At 66.1% G+C, this 15,412-nt stretch carries 16 protein-coding genes; 7 read left to right on the top strand and 9 right to left on the bottom strand.

All coding sequences use genetic code 11. The features are described from left to right. Positions 1 to 871: 871 nt before the first annotated feature. From napE to H0B54_RS12220, 6 genes are all read left to right on the top strand, one after another. Positions 872 to 1,093: a periplasmic nitrate reductase, NapE protein gene (gene napE, locus H0B54_RS12245; protein ID WP_188260550.1), complete on the top strand. Its 222-nt coding sequence runs from the start codon at positions 872 to 874 to the stop codon at positions 1,091 to 1,093. Positions 1,094 to 1,106: 13 nt separating this feature from the next. Further along, positions 1,107 to 1,619: a ferredoxin-type protein NapF gene (napF, locus tag H0B54_RS12240; RefSeq protein WP_188260549.1), complete on the top strand. Its 513-nt coding sequence runs from the start codon at positions 1,107 to 1,109 to the stop codon at positions 1,617 to 1,619. After that, positions 1,609 to 1,908, top strand: a complete 300-nt coding sequence (locus tag H0B54_RS12235; RefSeq protein WP_188260548.1) for a chaperone NapD — start codon at positions 1,609 to 1,611, stop codon at positions 1,906 to 1,908. The genes napF and H0B54_RS12235 overlap by 11 nt, the downstream gene beginning before the upstream one ends. A 61-nt stretch (positions 1,909 to 1,969) precedes the next feature. Then, a complete protein-coding gene (gene napA, locus H0B54_RS12230) occupies positions 1,970 to 4,462 on the top strand; it encodes a periplasmic nitrate reductase subunit alpha (protein WP_188260547.1) in 2,493 nt (830 codons plus the stop codon). 15 nt (positions 4,463 to 4,477) lie between these two features. Further along, positions 4,478 to 4,960 carry a nitrate reductase cytochrome c-type subunit gene (locus H0B54_RS12225; protein WP_188260546.1) on the top strand — a complete coding sequence of 161 codons (483 nt, stop codon included), beginning with the start codon at positions 4,478 to 4,480 and terminating at the stop codon, positions 4,958 to 4,960. Further along, positions 4,957 to 5,643: a cytochrome c3 family protein gene (locus tag H0B54_RS12220; protein WP_040136129.1), complete on the top strand. Its 687-nt coding sequence runs from the start codon at positions 4,957 to 4,959 to the stop codon at positions 5,641 to 5,643. The genes H0B54_RS12225 and H0B54_RS12220 overlap by 4 nt, the downstream gene beginning before the upstream one ends. A 52-nt stretch (positions 5,644 to 5,695) precedes the next feature. On the opposite strand, the gene H0B54_RS12215 is transcribed toward H0B54_RS12220, so the two are convergent. The 9 genes from H0B54_RS12215 to cyoA all read right to left on the bottom strand — a co-directional run bounded on the left by H0B54_RS12215 (position 5,696) and on the right by cyoA (position 13,607). After that, on the bottom strand, positions 5,696 to 5,980 hold the full coding sequence (locus tag H0B54_RS12215) for an HU family DNA-binding protein (RefSeq protein WP_014241890.1): 285 nt from the start codon (positions 5,978 to 5,980) through the stop codon (positions 5,696 to 5,698). Positions 5,981 to 6,185: 205 nt separating this feature from the next. Then, entirely contained in the window at positions 6,186 to 6,539 is a 354-nt protein-coding gene (locus tag H0B54_RS12210; protein WP_014241891.1) for a hypothetical protein, read from the bottom strand. A gap of 126 nt (positions 6,540 to 6,665) precedes the next feature. Beyond that, positions 6,666 to 7,199 (bottom strand): response regulator transcription factor, encoded by a 534-nt coding sequence (locus H0B54_RS12205; protein ID WP_188260545.1) that lies wholly within the window; start codon positions 7,197 to 7,199, stop codon positions 6,666 to 6,668. Further along, positions 7,189 to 8,463: an ATP-binding protein gene (locus tag H0B54_RS12200; protein WP_188260544.1), complete on the bottom strand. Its 1,275-nt coding sequence runs from the start codon at positions 8,461 to 8,463 to the stop codon at positions 7,189 to 7,191. Before H0B54_RS12200 ends, H0B54_RS12205 begins: the two co-directional genes overlap by 11 nt. Positions 8,464 to 8,646: 183 nt before the next feature. Further along, positions 8,647 to 9,381: an SURF1 family protein gene (locus tag H0B54_RS12195; RefSeq protein WP_343068930.1), complete on the bottom strand. Its 735-nt coding sequence runs from the start codon at positions 9,379 to 9,381 to the stop codon at positions 8,647 to 8,649. Continuing rightward, the gene (cyoD, locus tag H0B54_RS12190) at positions 9,378 to 9,773 is read right to left on the bottom strand and encodes a cytochrome o ubiquinol oxidase subunit IV (RefSeq protein WP_188260543.1); all 396 of its coding nucleotides are present in this window, start codon (positions 9,771 to 9,773) and stop codon (positions 9,378 to 9,380) included. Before cyoD ends, H0B54_RS12195 begins: the two co-directional genes overlap by 4 nt. After that, on the bottom strand, positions 9,770 to 10,408 hold the full coding sequence (gene cyoC / locus H0B54_RS12185; RefSeq protein WP_188260542.1) for a cytochrome o ubiquinol oxidase subunit III: 639 nt from the start codon (positions 10,406 to 10,408) through the stop codon (positions 9,770 to 9,772). The genes cyoD and cyoC overlap by 4 nt, the downstream gene beginning before the upstream one ends. A gap of 3 nt (positions 10,409 to 10,411) precedes the next feature. Beyond that, positions 10,412 to 12,418 carry a cytochrome o ubiquinol oxidase subunit I gene (cyoB, locus tag H0B54_RS12180; protein WP_188260541.1) on the bottom strand — a complete coding sequence of 669 codons (2,007 nt, stop codon included), beginning with the start codon at positions 12,416 to 12,418 and terminating at the stop codon, positions 10,412 to 10,414. Between the two features lie 13 nt (positions 12,419 to 12,431). Next, on the bottom strand, positions 12,432 to 13,607 hold the full coding sequence (gene cyoA, locus H0B54_RS12175) for a ubiquinol oxidase subunit II (RefSeq protein ID WP_188260540.1): 1,176 nt from the start codon (positions 13,605 to 13,607) through the stop codon (positions 12,432 to 12,434). Between the two features lie 210 nt (positions 13,608 to 13,817). Here cyoA and H0B54_RS12170 point away from each other — a divergent pair, with 210 nt between their 5' ends. Continuing rightward, positions 13,818 to 15,125 (top strand): MFS transporter, encoded by a 1,308-nt coding sequence (locus H0B54_RS12170; RefSeq protein ID WP_188260539.1) that lies wholly within the window; start codon positions 13,818 to 13,820, stop codon positions 15,123 to 15,125. Positions 15,126 to 15,412: the final 287 nt, after the last annotated feature.

Below are 15,412 nucleotides of genomic sequence, written 5' to 3'. Positions count from 1 at the left end.
ACCATGCAGACGATGCCGACGACGATCTGCATCCAGCGCGCGCCTTCGGAAATGGGCGCCTGCGAGCCGCCAGGCGGTGCAGCGATGGACTGACTCATTACTCTTCCTCCCCAATGCGGTGATCGAACACTCAACTCAGCCGGGCGGGGCCGATGGTTGTTGTCGCATTGCCATTCTTTGGGGCTTGCGTGCCCTTCATGTCTTGGCGGGAGCACCACCGCCACCGCTGGGAGAGGCTTGGTGTTCCGCATTTCGTACTTGGTATACCACACAATCAGCGGAACACAACATCCGTTTCAGGAATCACAGCACAAATAGTCCCCTCTGTCGCAGCTATCGTTTCAGTTATGCCCTACACGAAGTAAGTACCCATAATGCCAAACTTTCGTGTTATGACTTCGAAAAACGGAAAAAAGGCCGCGCCAAAGCAGGCGCGGCCTCTGATTGAGTTCGCTTCACTTACGATCACAACAGTGGAGAAGCCGTTACACCAAAAACGGCCGTTCCAATCTTACAGAACTTCAGATCATCAGCAACCTCTTAGTTGATCTAATCTGTATGTTCCGTGCGAATCGGAAATAAACAATCCGGAGACCCAAATCACACCAAGGCCGTCCGACCTCCTTATCCCCTCTTCACACAGTTTACGGACCGGCGGCCCGCTTAATCCCCGCACCATCAAAAAAAGTTTTGGCTTCGAATCGTCCGTCCGCCGGATCATCCCCAAACGCCGTGGCCGCTCCCCGCTGGCGCCGTTTCCATTGCGCGCTTCCGGCCTGGAACAGAAGCCACGCTCAACCTGTTGTTGGATCGTTCGACCGCTTTCTCGGTCGTCTGCCGACGCTACAGCCCGCCAAAAACGGGAGCCCCCATGAGCCGCCACCAGCCTCCGGACCCAACCCGCTTCCCATCCCGCGCCGCCGCCAGCCCACCCCTGCCCGATCCCGGCGCGAAGCGACGGGAGATCGTCATGTTCCTTGTCCTGGCGGTGGTGATCTGGCCGATCCTGTCCGTCGCCGTCGTGGGCGGCTACGGCTTCCTGGTCTGGATGTCGCAACTGATCATGGGTCCGCCCGGTCCGCCCCCGGTGTGAGGGGAGCGGCGCCATGGCCGATGAGACGGTCGATCGAGGGCGGCGGGGCTTTCTCCGCGGACGACGGCGCGCGGAGCCCGCGCCGTTGCGCCCGCCCTGGTCCCGGGCGGACCGCTTCATCGATCTGTGCACCCGCTGCGGCGCCTGCGTTGACGCCTGCCCGGAAGGGATCATCCGCCGTGGGGACGGCGGCTTCCCCGAGATCGACTTTCAGCGGGGCGAGTGCAGCTTCTGCGCCGCCTGCGCGGAGGTTTGCCCCGAACCGGTCTTCGACCGAGCCGCCGCCCGCCCTTGGACGCTGGCGGCGCGGATTGGCCCGTCCTGCCTCGCCATAAACCGTGTCGTCTGCCGCAGCTGCCGCGACGCCTGCCCGGAAGCGGCCATCCGCTTCGCCCTGGCGCCGGGCGGCGTGGCGGTTCCCGCGGTGGAGGACGGCGCCTGCACCGGCTGCGGCGCCTGTCTGGCCGCCTGCCCCGCCGACGCCGTCACGTTGCAACTCGGACCGGAGACCACCCATGCATCCTGACGCCCAGGACCGACTGGCCGAAGCGCCGGCGGAATGGCACATCGCCTCGATCCTCGTCCATCTGCGGCCCGAGCGCAGCCCCGACGTGCGCGCCGCCATCGCCGCGCTGGGCGACGTGGAGGTCCATGCTGAGGAGCGGGGCCGGATGGTGGTGACCGTGGAAGGCCCCCACGAGGGCCGCATCGCCGACCACATGACCGCGATCCACCTGATGCCCGGCGTGATGTCGGCGGTCATGGTCTTCCACCACGCCGAGCCGATGGCGGCCCGGACCGCGGGGGAGCGCTGACACGGCGCAGCACTGACGCTTTCAGATTTCACATTCGTCAAGAAAAAGGGGGGAGGAACCCATGCTTGACCGGCGGGATTTCATCAAGGCGCAGGCGGTCGCGGCCGCCGCGACGGCGGGGGGCATCAGCCTGCCCGCCATGGCCCAGCGATCCATGGTGGCGGGCGAGGACGCCCAGCTCACCTGGTCCAAGGCGCCCTGCCGCTTCTGCGGCACCGGATGCAGCGTCATGGTCGCCACAAAGGACAACCGCGTCGTCGCCACCCACGGCGACATGCAGGCGGAGGTCAACCGCGGCCTGAACTGCGTGAAGGGTTATTTCCTGTCCAAGATCATGTACGGGCAGGACCGGCTGACCCAACCGCTGCTGCGCATGCGCGACGGCAAGTACCACAAGGACGGGGAATTCCGCCCGGTCTCCTGGGACGAGGCCTTCGACGAGATGGCCCGCCAGTGGAAGCGGGTCCTGAAGGAGAAGGGGCCGGACGCCGTCGGCATGTTCGGGTCCGGCCAGTGGACGATCTGGGAAGGCTACGCCGCGTCCAAGCTGATGCGCGCCGGCTTCCGCACCAACAACCTCGACCCCAACGCCCGCCACTGCATGGCATCGGCCGCCGTGGCCTTCATCCGCACCTTCGGCATGGACGAGCCGATGGGCTGCTACGACGATTTCGAGCACGCCGACGCCTTCGTCCTGTGGGGCTCCAACATGGCGGAGATGCACCCCATCCTGTGGACGCGCATCACCGACCGGCGGCTGGCCCACAACCACGTGAAGGTGGCCGTCCTCTCGACCTTCGAGCACCGCAGCTTCGAGCTGGCCGACATCCCGATGATCTTCGAGCCGGGAACCGATCTGGCCATCCTGAATTACATCGCGAACCACATCATCCAGACCGGGCGGGTGAACAAGGATTTCGTCGAGAAGCATTGCAGCTTCCGCCTGGGGCAGAAGGACATCGGCTACGGGCTGCGCCCCGAAAGCGTGCTGGAGGTGCGCGCCGCGAATGCCAAGGACCCGACCGATTCCAAGCCCATGAGCTTCGACGAGTTCGCCGCCTTCGTCAGCGACTACACGCTGGATAAGGTGGCGGAGCTGAGCAAGGTGCCGAAGGAGCGGCTGCTGGCGCTGGCCGAGATGTACGCCGACCCGAAGACCAAGGTCATGTCGCTGTGGACCATGGGCTTCAACCAGCACGTCCGCGGCGTGTGGGTGAACCACATGGTCTACAACCTGCATCTGCTGACCGGGAAAATCTCGGAGCCGGGGAACAGCCCCTTCTCGCTGACCGGCCAACCCTCGGCCTGCGGCACGGCGCGCGAGGTCGGCACCTTCGCCCACCGCCTGCCCGCCGACATGCAGGTGACCAACCCCACCCACCGCTCCCACGTCGAGGAGGGCTGGAAGATCCCCAAGGGCCTGCTGCCCGGCAAGATCGGCTACCACGCCGTCCTGCAGGACCGGATGCTGAAGGACGGCAAGCTCAACGCCTACTGGATCATGGTCAACAACAACCTCCAGGCGGCGCCCAACAGCGACAACGAGACCTATCCCGGCTACCGCAACCCGGAGAATTTCATCGTGGTCTCGGACGCCTACCCGACGGTGACCGCCGCCGCCGCCGACCTGATCCTGCCCGCCGCCATGTGGGTGGAGAAGGAGGGCGCCTACGGCAACGCCGAGCGGCGGACCCATTTCTGGCACCAGCTCGTCAACGCACCGGGCGAGGCGCGCTCCGACCTCTGGCAGCTCATGGAGTTCTCCAAGCGCTTCACCACCGATGAGGTCTGGCCGAAGGAAATCCTGGACGCCAACCCCGACTTCCGCGGCAAGAGCCTGTTCGACGTGCTGTTCCGCAACGGCACCGTGGATCGCTTTCCCGTGTCGGAGCTGGACCCCGCCTACGAGAACCGGGAGTCGAAGGAATTCGGGTTCTACGTGCAGAAGGGCCTGTTCGAGGAATACGCCGCCTTCGGGCGCGGCCACGGCCACGATCTGGCGCCCTTCGACACCTATCACGAGGTGCGCGGGCTGCGCTGGCCGGTGGTCGAGGGCAAGGAGACGAAGTGGCGCTACCGGGAGGGACTCGACCCCTATGTCCCGAAGGGCGAGGGGGTGCGCTTCTACGGAAACCCGGACGGCAAGGCCAACCTGTTCGCCTTCCCCTACGAACCCCCCGCGGAATCGCCGGACAAGGACTTCGACCTGTGGCTGGTCACCGGGCGCGTGCTGGAGCATTGGCACTCCGGCTCCATGACCATGCGGGTGCCCGAACTCTACAAGGCCATGCCGATGGCGCTGGTCTACATGCACCCGGACGACGCGCAGGCGCGCGGCCTGCGCCGCGGCTCGGAGGTCAAGGTGATGTCACGGCGCGGCGAGATGCGCACACGGGTCGAGACGCGCGGGCGCAACCGGCCGCCGCGCGGGGTCGTCTTCGTGCCCTGGTTCGACTCGGCACGCCTCATCAACAAGTGCACGCTCGACGCCACCGACCCGATCAGCAAGCAGACGGACTTCAAGAAGTGCGCCGTCAAGATCGTGGCCGTCTGAGGGAGGACCGCAACCATGCGCCGCCATCTCATGCTCGCGCTGGCCGCGGCCCTGCCCTGCCTCGTGCCGGCACTGCTCGCCGCCCAGGGAACCGGACAGGTCCGCGAGCCCTTCCGCCCGCCGATCCAGTTCACCGACGAGGACCCGGCCCCGCCGATCCCCGCCGACGTCACCGACGACCGGCGGGTCGCCCGCAACTATCCGGAGCAGCCACCGGTCATCCCACACAACATCCGCGACTATCAGATCAGCCTGAACAACAACCAGTGCCTGACCTGCCACAGCCGGCAATTCACCGGGGCCACCCAGGCGCCGATGATCAGCATCACCCATTACGTCGACCGCGAGGGCCAGACCCTGGGCGCCGTGGCGCCGCGCCGCTATTTCTGCACGCAGTGCCACGTTCCCCAGACCATGGCCCAGCCCATCGTCCCGAACACCTTCAAAGACATGGACAGCCTCATCAGCCGCCCGTCGGACGGGGGTGACCGGCGATGAAGCTGCCCGACTTTCTGCTGCGGCCCTGGCGGATCATCGCGGGGCCGAGCCGTTACCTCAGCCTCGGCTTCCTGACTCTGGGCGGCTTCCTGGCCGGCGTGATGTTCTGGGGTGGCTTCAACACCGCGCTGGAGGTGACCAACACCGAGAAGTTCTGCACGAGCTGCCACGAGATGCGGGACAATGTGTTCGAGGAGCTGAAGACCACCATCCACTTCACCAACCGCTCCGGCGTGCGGGCGACCTGTCCGGACTGCCACGTCCCCCACAACTGGACCGACAAAATCGCCCGCAAGATGCAGGCGTCGAAGGAGGTCTGGGGGAAGATCTTCGGCACCATCGACACGCGCGACAAGTTCGTGGAGAAGCGGCGCGAGCTGGCCGAGCATGAATGGGCGCGGCTGAAGGCCAACAATTCCCTGGAATGCCGCAACTGCCACAGCGCGGAGTCGATGGACATCACCAAGCAGGGGGCGCGGGCGGCGCGCATCCATCAGCAATATCTGTTCAGCGGGCAGCGCACCTGCATCGACTGCCACAAGGGCATCGCCCACCGCCTGCCGAACATGGACGGCGTCCCGCCGGGCTGGAGCGAGGCGTCCAACGATACGGGCAGCGAAACGGACGACCCGCTCGGCCGCTGGCTAGCCGACGCCACGCCGGGACCGGCGAACCCGCATTGACCGGGTGGTGAAATCCCCTCTCCCGGGGAGGGAGAGGGGTAAACCGGCGCCCTTACTCGGCCTTGCCGTTGACGGCGTCCTTGAGGGCCTTGCCGGCGGAGAACTTCGGCGCCTTGGAGGCGGCGATCTTGATCTCCGCACCGGTCTGCGGGTTGCGGCCCGTGCGCTCGCCGCGCTCGGCGATCTCGAACTGGCCGAAGCCCGGCAGCTTGACCGTCTCCCCCTTGACCAGCGCGTCCTGCAGGCTCTCCAGAACCGCGTCCAGCGCCTTGCCGGCGTCGGCCTTCGTGCCGCCCAGCTTGCCGGCGATCGCGTCGATGAGATCGGCCTTCGTCATTCCCAAATTCCCCTTGTTCGTGGCGGAACCCCAGCATGTTCCAGGGCTCCAGGCGCCTCTGACCTACCCTGACGGACGGCGGCGCGCAAGATGCTCCCGATCGGAATCGACCGGGCGCGACGCTGTGACCCGCAAAAAGTCGGCGATTCCCGCCAATCCGGCGGATTCGTCTATGCCGAACAGGCGAGCCATCCCCCAACAGACGTCAATTGACCAGGGCGGCCTTGACCAGCACGGCGGCGCTTTCCGTGGTGTCGCGCTTGTCCAGCTTCTTGGCGACCTCCTCGATCTCGGCCACCGGCATGACCCGACGGGCCTGCTTGGCCGCGGTGACGAGGCGGCGCTGCGCGAGACGGACCTGATCGCCCAGTTCGGTCAGCGTCTGGTAAGCCTTGCGGCGGGCCTGGGTGTCGATGCTGCCGCTCGTCTCGGTCGCGCGTTCGGTCGCAGCAGCCAGATCCTTGCACGACTGCAGGTACGTGGAGATGGCGTCCGTCAGAAGACGGCGGGCCTCGGTCCGGGGATCGGAGGGGCTGCTGCTCGACGTGGAAAGAGACACTTCACACTGCTCCTTGCTGCTGCGTATGACACACGACTGTAACAGGCCGTGAAAAATGGGCGGACTGGCCGCCATTGTCCAGCGGCCATGCGCATCCTTTGACCGACTGGACAGGGGGAAGCCGGTTCAGGGCACCTGTTTCTTCTCCAGCTTGCGGGCCAGGGTGCGCCGGTGCATGCCCAGGCGGCGAGCGGTTTCGGAAATGTTGAAGCCGGTTTCCGCCAGGGTTTCGTGGATGCGCTCCCACTCCAGCGTCTTCAGCGAGGTCGCCCGCGCGCCCAGCGCGATGGAGGGATCGCCCTCCGTGCGCTCGAACGCCGCCTCGATGTCGTCGGTGTTGGACGGCTTGGCGAGGTAATGGCAGGCGCCCAGCTTGATCGCCTCGACCGCCGTGGCGATGCTGGCGAAGCCGGTCAGGACGACGATCCGCATCTCCGGGTCGTTGGCGTGCAGCTCCCGGACGCACTCCAGGCCGGAGCCGTTGCCCAGCTTCAGGTCCACCACCGCGTAAGCGAAGGGCACCGTCTCCAGCAGCGCCCGCAGCCCGTCCAGACTGTCGCACCAGTAGACCTGATAGCCCCGGCGCTCGAAGGAGCGGCGCAGGACCTTGGCGAAGGCGGCGTCGTCCTCCACCAGCACGAGGGAACGGTCAGTCTCCATGGCTCTCTCCCGCGGACAGGGCGGCGAGCGGCAGGGTCATGGTGACGGAGGCACCGCCACCGGGGCGGTTGCGCGCGGCGACGGAGCCGCCCAGCTTGCGCACCACATTGACCACCAGGAAAAGACCCAGCCCGCCGCCGGGCCGCCCCTTGCTCGACCGGTAGGGTTTGCCGAATTCCGCCAGCATCCGCTCCTCGAAGCCGGGGCCGGCGTCGTTGACCGTCAGGACGAGGCTGTCCCCCTGACGCCCGGCGGCGATGCCGACCCAGCCAGGGGACACCTCCAGCGCGTTGTCCAGAACGTTGAAGATCACCTGCTTCAGCGCGAGGTCGGAGATGATCCCTTCCCGCGAGCGGACGCTGTTGTCGTAGTCGACGCAGGCCGGCGACCGGCTCGCCTTCCACTCCTCCACCAGATCGTCCAGAAAGGCGGTGACCGTGGTGCGCAGCGTCCCCTCCCCCCGCGCCTCGCCGGAGGACAGCAGGATGCCCGACACGATGGCCTTGCAGCGGTCGATCTGGTTCTGCATCTCGGCGATGTCCTCGGCCATGTCGGGGTCGCCCTTGACCACCGGCATCCGCCGCCAGTCGTTCACGATCACCGACAGGGTGGCGAGCGGCGTCCCCAGCTCGTGCGCGGCGCCGGAGGCGAGCAGGCCGAGGCGCACGATGTGGTCCTCCTCCATGGAGCGCTGGCGCAGATCGGCCAGATGGGCGTCACGCGCCCGCAGGTTGCGGGTGATCTGGGTGATGAAGGGGACGATCAGGCTGGCCGTCAGCACAAAGCACAGGAACATGCCCTGGATGTGCAGCCCCAGCAGAAGTCCCTCCAGCCCCGGCGGCAGGGCCAGCGGGCGGTAGGCGCCGATCAGGAAGGTGAAGCAGGCCGTGGCGACCAGCACCAGCGCCCAGGCCGACCACGCCTCCAGCAGCACCGCTCCCAGGGTGATCTGAAGCAGGTAGAGCGAGATGAATGGGTTGGAGGCGCCGCCGCTGAGGTAGAGCTGCACCGTGAGCGCCGACACGTCGATCAGCAGCTCCAGGAACAGCTGGGTGTTCGACACCGAGGTCTGGCGGCGCAGATGCAGGACGCTGGCGATGTTCAGCGCGACCAGGAACAGGATCACCGCGCCCATTTGGTCGAGCGGCAGGGTGATGCCCATCTGGTAGTGCACGATCAGGATCGTCACCACCTGCCCGGCGACGGCGAGCCAGCGCAGCTGCACCAGCAGGAACAGGTTCTTCTTGTCGGTGGTGTCGCGCACGGAAAACGTCTGGCCCTTCGCCGGCTTCCTTCGGTCCCCTTTTATATGGGCACGATACCCCGGCTTGGCAGCCTTGCCATGGAATCCGGGCGGTCTTGATAGCACAAAAAAGCCGGGTGGAAGTGTCCGCGAGGGAGCCCTTTCCATCCGGCGAAAGACCATGAAGAAAAAGAGATTACTTTTTCAACCCCGGCGCCGCCGTTCACTGCGCGCGACATAAAGCGACGCGGCGATCAGCATGAGGGCCAAGGCGAACCACGTCAGCGCATACACGAGGTGGTTGTTCCGGAACTTCAGGACGGTCAGCCCACCGACCGGAGAACCGCCCTGCGGGCTGGCCTCGGCGTCGATGAAATAGGGGGCCGCCTCCGTCACGCCACGGGCCGCCGCGATGGCCGCCACGTCGCGGGAGTACCAGCGGTCCTGCGCGGGATCGTTGGAGCGCAGGAAACCGCCCCCCGGCTCGGTCACCCGCAGCAGGCCGGTGACGGTGGTGTCCGTATCGATCAGCCCGTCGGGGCGGCTGTCGGTGCTGCGCCGCTCGGGCGGCACGAAGCCCCGGTTGACCAGGACGGTGAAGCCCCGGTCGGTGCGCAGCGGGGTGAGCACCCAGAAGCCGCCGCCCCGCTCGGTCACCGCCTGGACCAGGGTTTCCTTTTCGTTGAGGAAACGCCCGGTGACGCTGACCCGCCGGTATTCCTGGCTGGCCGCCGTGACGGCGGGCCAGTCCTCCGGGCCGGGGGCGGGAACCGGCGCGGACTGCGCCCGCTCCTCCACCCGCCGGATCAGGTCCAGCTTCCAGAACAGCCGCTCGACCTGCCAGACGCCGAGCGAGGTGAAGACGGCGACTCCCGCCAGCGCCAGGACGCCGAGAAGGATCAGCCCCCGGCGCGGGCGGTGGGTCGCCGTGCCGGTCACGGCAACTGGCTCGGGTCGTGGATCGGCATCATGTTGGTGTTCAGGTGGTACATCACCCACAGCGAACCGGCCAGCATGATGACCACGACGATGATCGTGAAGATCAGCGACAGCATGGTCCAGCCCCCTTCCGCACGTCCGTTCATGTGCAGGAAGAAGATCATGTGGACGACGACCTGGACGGCGGCCAGGGCCATGATCGCGAGCGCGGTCATGTTCTTGTCCAGGATCGTCCCGTCCATGACCAGCCAGAAGGGAATGACCGTCAGGATCACCGACAGGACGAAGCCGATCAGGTAGCTGCCGAGCGTCCCGTGGGCGCCCTCATGCTCCCCATGACCATGATGGTCGGCGCCATGGTGCCCGGCATGATGTTCGGCGTGAGGGGTCATCGCAGCATTCCCATCAGATAGACGAAGGTGAAGACGCCGATCCAGATGACGTCCAGGAAGTGCCAGAACAGGCTGAGGCACATCAGGCGGCGGCGGTTGGCTGGGATCAGGCCGCGCTTGTTGACCTGCACCATCAGCGTCACCAGCCAGACAAGGCCGAAGGTGACGTGCAGCCCGTGGGTGCCGACCAGCGTGAAGAAGGACGACAGGAAGGCGCTGCGCTGCGGGGTCGCCCCGATGTGGATCAGGTGGGCGAACTCGTAGAGTTCGATCGCCAGGAAGGCGGCGCCGAACAGGCCGGTCACCGCCAGCCACAGCTGGGTCTGCGACACCCGCCCCTTCTCCATCGCCAGCATGGCGAAGCCATAGGTGATGGAGGAGAACAGCAGCATGGCGGTGTTCAGCGCTACCAACGGCAGGTCGAACAGGTCCTTGGGCGACGGCCCGGCGGCGTAGTTGCCGCCGAGCACACCGTAGGTCGCGAACAGCACCGCGAAGATGAGGCAGTCGCTCATCAGGTAGATCCAGAAGCCCAGCATGGTGCTGGAGCCTTCGGGGTGCGCGTGCTCCTCCACCACGTGGAAGACCGGAGCCTGTTGGGTGCGGCTCCGTTCGGCTGTCAGGGTGATGCTCATGCTTTACACCTGCCCGGAGAGAAGCCGGGTCCGCTCGTTCTCGGTCCGCACCACCACGTCCGCCGGGATGTGGAAGTCGCGGTGATAGTTGAAGGTATGGTGGATGGCGGCCGCCAGCAGGGCGACGAAGCTCACCGCCGCCAGCCACCAGATGTACCAGACCAGGGCGAAGCCGAGGACCACGCTGATCCCGGCCAGGATCACGCCGGTGCCGCTGTTGCTGGGCATGTGGATCGCCTTGTAGCCGCCCAGCGGACGCTTGTAGCCGCGCTTCTTCATGTCCCACCACGCGTCGTTGTCGTGGATCATCGGCGTGAAGGCGAAGTTGTAGTCCGGCGGCGGCGAGGAGGTCGCCCATTCCAGCGTGCGGCCGTCCCACGGGTCGCCCGTGCGGTCGACCAGCTCACGGCGCTTCCAGACGCTGACGGCGATCTGGAGGAGGAAGGCACCGATGCCCGCCGCGATCAGGACGGCGCCGACGGCGGCGATCTGGAACCAGATCTGGAGCGACGGGTCCTCGAACACGCGCAGGCGGCGGGTGACGCCCATCAGGCCCAGGACGTAGAGCGGCATGAAAGCCACCCAGAAGCCGACCACCCAGCACCAGAAGGACACCTTGCCCCAGAAGGGGTCGAGGCGGAAGCCGAAGGCCTTGGGCCACCAGTAGTAGATGCCGGCGAACAGGCCGAACAGCACGCCACCGATGATGACGTTGTGGAAGTGGGCGATCAGGAACAGGCTGTTGTGCAGGACGAAGTCCGCCGGCGGGACGGCCAGCAGCACGCCCGTCATGCCGCCGACCACGAAGGTCAGCATGAAGGCGACGGTCCACATCATCGGCAGCTCGAACCGGATGCGGCCGCGGTACATGGTGAACAGCCAGTTGAAGATCTTCGCACCCGTCGGGATCGAGATGATCATCGTCGTGATGCCGAAGAACGAGTTCACGCTGGCGCCCGACCCCATGGTGAAGAAGTGGTGCAGCCACACCAGGTAGGACAGGATCGTGATGACCACCGTCGCGTAGACCATGGAGGTGTAGCCGAACAGCTTCTTGCCCGAGAAGGTCGAGGTGACTTCCGAGAAGATGCCGAAGACCGGCAGGATCAGGATGTAGACTTCCGGGTGGCCCCAGATCCAGATCAGGTTCACGTACATCATCGGGCTGCCGCCGAGATCGTTCGTGAAGAAGTTCGTGCCGACGTAGCGGTCCAGCGACAGCAGGACCAGCGTGGCGGTCAGGATCGGGAAGGAGGCGACGATCAGCACGTTGGTGCAGAGCGACGTCCAGGTGAAGACCGGCATCTTCATCATGGTCATGCCGGGGGCGCGCATCTTGACGATCGTGCAGATCAGGTTGATGCCGGAGAGTGTTGTTCCGACACCAGCGATCTGCAACGCCCAGATGTAGTAGTCCACGCCCGTTTCAGGGCTGTAGGCGATGTTGGACAGCGGCGGATAGGCCAGCCAGCCGGTGCGCGCGAACTCGCCGACGAACAGCGAGACCATGATCAGCACAGCGCCGCCCACCGTCATCCAGAAGCTGAAGTTGTTCAGGAATGGGAAGGACACGTCGCGGGCGCCGATCTGCAGCGGCACCACGTAGTTCATCAGGCCCGTGACGAAGGGCATCGCCACGAAGAAGATCATGATGACGCCGTGGGCGGTGAAGATCTGGTCGTAATGGTGCGCGTTGAGGTAGCCCTCGCTGCCGCCGAAGGCGATGGCCTGCTGGAGGCGCATCATGATCGCGTCGGCGAAGCCGCGCAGCAGCATGATCAGGCCCAGCACCATGTACATGATGCCGATGCGCTTGTGGTCGACGGTGGTGAACCACTCCTTCCAGAGATAGCCCCACAGCCGGAAATAGCTCAGCGCCGCGACGAGCGCGATGCCGCCCAGCACGACCGCGACGAAGGTCGCGACCACGATGGGCTCGTGATAGGGGAAGGACTCCAGGGTCAGACGCCCGAAGAGCGGGTGGGTGGCGACGGTCGATGTGTCGATCATGGCGGTTGGCCGCTCAGGGATTGGCCGTCAGCCGCGGCCCGAACACGGGGGCGGGCGCGGAGATCGGCGTGATGGAGGAGCGCGGCAGACCCGCGCCGGAAATCGGGGACTCGTCGGCGGGCGCGTTCAGAACGCCGAGGGACGACTCGACGGCGCGGCCGGTCAGCTCCTCGGTCGAGCAGATGCCCGCCACAAAGACCGGCGCCGGGCCGAGAACGGCGGTGCCGCGGCGGGACAGCTTGTCGTGCATCAGCGGCATCACGTTGTCGATGCCGGCCAGGCCGAGGCCGCCCTTGGCGTCGATGGCCATCATGTCGTGCATGCACATCTTGCCCGGCTCGACGCACATCCCGACGATGGCCTTGAACAGGCCCGAGTCGACGGCGCCGTAACGGCGCACCGGCTCGTTCTCGCTGGGACGCTCAAGCTGGAGATAGCCGTCGCGGTCGAGCTTGCCGCCGCCCGCCTTGATGTCCGCCACCCACTTGTCGAAGCCGTCGGCGGCCAGACCGTGGAAGGTGAAGCGCATGTGCGAGAAGCCGGCGCCGCTGTAGTTGGCGGAGAAGCCCTTGTAGCTGCCCGGCTCGTTGATGACGGCGTGCAGCTTCGTCTCCATGCCGGCCATGGCGTAGATCTGCCCGGCCAGCGCCGGGATGTAGAAGGAGTTCATCACCGTCGAGGAGGTGATGTTGAAGCGGATCGGGCGGTCCACCGGGGCGGCCACCTCGTTCACCGTGGCGATGCCGTATTCCGGGTAGATGAACAGCCACTTCCAGTCGAGCGCCACGACGTTGACGTCGAGCATCTTGGCGTCGGCCGGAACCGGGCGCCCGGCGGCGATGCGGTCGAGCGGGCGGTAGGGGTCGAGCAGGTGGGTCGCCATCCAGGTGAGGGCGCCCAGGCAGATGATGATGAGCAGCGGGGCCGCCCAGATCACCAGCTCGAGCTGCGTCGAATGGTCCCAGTCCGGGTCGTAATCGGCCGTGCTATTCGACTGGCGGTAGCGCCACGCGAACAGCACCGTCAGCACCATCACCGGAATGATGATGAGGAGCATCAGGAGGGTGGAAATGGTGATGAGGTTGGCCTGTTGGCTCGCCACGTCGCCGGACGGGCTCATCACCACAAGGTTGCAGCCACTCAAAACCGCCATCAGCGGCAGGAGGGCCAAGGCGCGGAAACGGGTCAAGGCAGGACCTGTCAGCAGGGGTTCGCTTTGGATTTGGGCGAAGAGCTAACCCCCACGGGCCGGGTCGGACATTGGACAATTTGTCCAATGCGCCGCGATTCCGCGCGCCCGTTGACGCACATCAAGGCCATGCGTCCATGGGCGTGGCAGAATGCCGTTGCGGTGCCTATTTAATTCCCTCTGACGCAATTGCCAGACGGTGGGGGGACCATGGGATCATCGACCACGGCGACCGAACGGGACGCAAGGCTGGTCAATGCCCGCGACCACAGGGTGAATCCCGGTGAAATCGCGATTGGCGTCATCATCGGACGGACGTCCGAATTCTTCGATTTTTTCGTTTATGCCATCGCTTCGGTGATCGTCTTCCCGAAGCTGGTCTTTCCCTATCTTGACCCGCTGACCGGAACGCTGTGGTCCTTCGCGATCTTCGCGCTGGCCTTCGTCGCCCGCCCGGTGGGCAGCATGCTGTTCATGGCCATCGACCGCGCGCACGGGCGCGGCGCCAAGCTGACACTCTCCCTGTTCCTGCTGGGCACCTCGACGGTCGCCATCGCCTTCCTGCCGAGCTACGAGCAGATCGGCGCGGCGGCGATCTGGCTGCTGGCGGCGGCCCGCATCGGCCAGGGTCTGGCGCTGGGCGGCGCCTGGGACGGCCTCGCCTCGCTGCTGGCGCTCAACGCGCCGGAGAACCGCCGCGGCTGGTACGCGATGATCCCGCAGCTCGGCGCTCCCATCGGGCTGATCGTGGCGAGCGCCCTCTTCGCCTATTTCGCCGGCAACCTGTCGACGGAGGACTTCTTCAGCTGGGGCTGGCGCTACCCGTTCTTCGTGGCCTTCGCCATCAACGTGGTCGCGCTGTTCGCGCGGCTGCGCATCGTGGTGACGCCGGAATACACCCGCCTGTTCGAAAGCCGCGAGCTTCAGCCGGTCCCGGTGACCGAGATGCTGCGCAACGAGGGCATGCGCGTCGTGCTGGGCGCCTTCGCCCCGCTCGCCAGCTTCGCGCTGTTCCACATGGTCACCGTCTTCCCGCTGTCCTGGATCTTCCTCTACACGCAGGACACCCCGGCGGACTTCCTGTTGATCGAGGTGGTCGCTGGTTTCTTCGGGTTGGGGGCCATCATCGCCTCTGGCTGGATCGCCGACCGCATCGGCCGCCGCACCCTGCTGGGGAGCTGCGCCGCGGCCATCGCCGTGTTCAGCGGCGTGGCGCCCCTGCTGCTGAACGGCGGGCCGCTGGGCGAGCTGGTCTTCATGATCGTCGGCTTCGTGATCCTGGGCCTGTCCTTTGGCCAGTCGTCGGGCGTGGTCGCGTCGGGCTTCACCCAGCGCTACCGCTACACCGGCGCGGCCATGACCTCGGATCTCGCCTGGCTGTTCGGGGCGGGCTTCGCGCCGCTGGTCGCGCTGGTGCTGTCCGCCAACTACGGCCTGTTCTCGGCCGGCGCCTACCTGCTGTCGGGCGCGGTCTGCACGTTGCTGGCCCTGTGGCTCAACAAGACACTGGCGAAGTGATCTGAACGGGCGTCGGGAACCGGATCGCCGCACCCTTGCGGGATGCGGCGATCCGGTTCCATTTCTTCATGCAGAAGGCGCTGGTCGGCAGCGTGGTCCAATGGAAAAGCACGCAGGCTGGTGCAGGCGCCCGGGTGACTTTCATCAAGCCGGCAGCAAGATCCCCAAAATTGCCCACTCGAACGCGCTTCGCTACCCGGCGGCGGTACACCGGAATCCCGCACAGCGGCTACCCCCGACTTTAATCGTCGTTAAGAGATCGGCGCGCATCCTGCCCTCACACACAG

The organism is Azospirillum tabaci (assembly GCF_014596085.1).
Taxonomy (GTDB): Bacteria; Pseudomonadota; Alphaproteobacteria; order Azospirillales; family Azospirillaceae; genus Azospirillum; species Azospirillum tabaci.
Note: the sequence above shows the minus strand (reverse complement) of the source record. Positions and strands in the feature narration are given on the sequence as shown.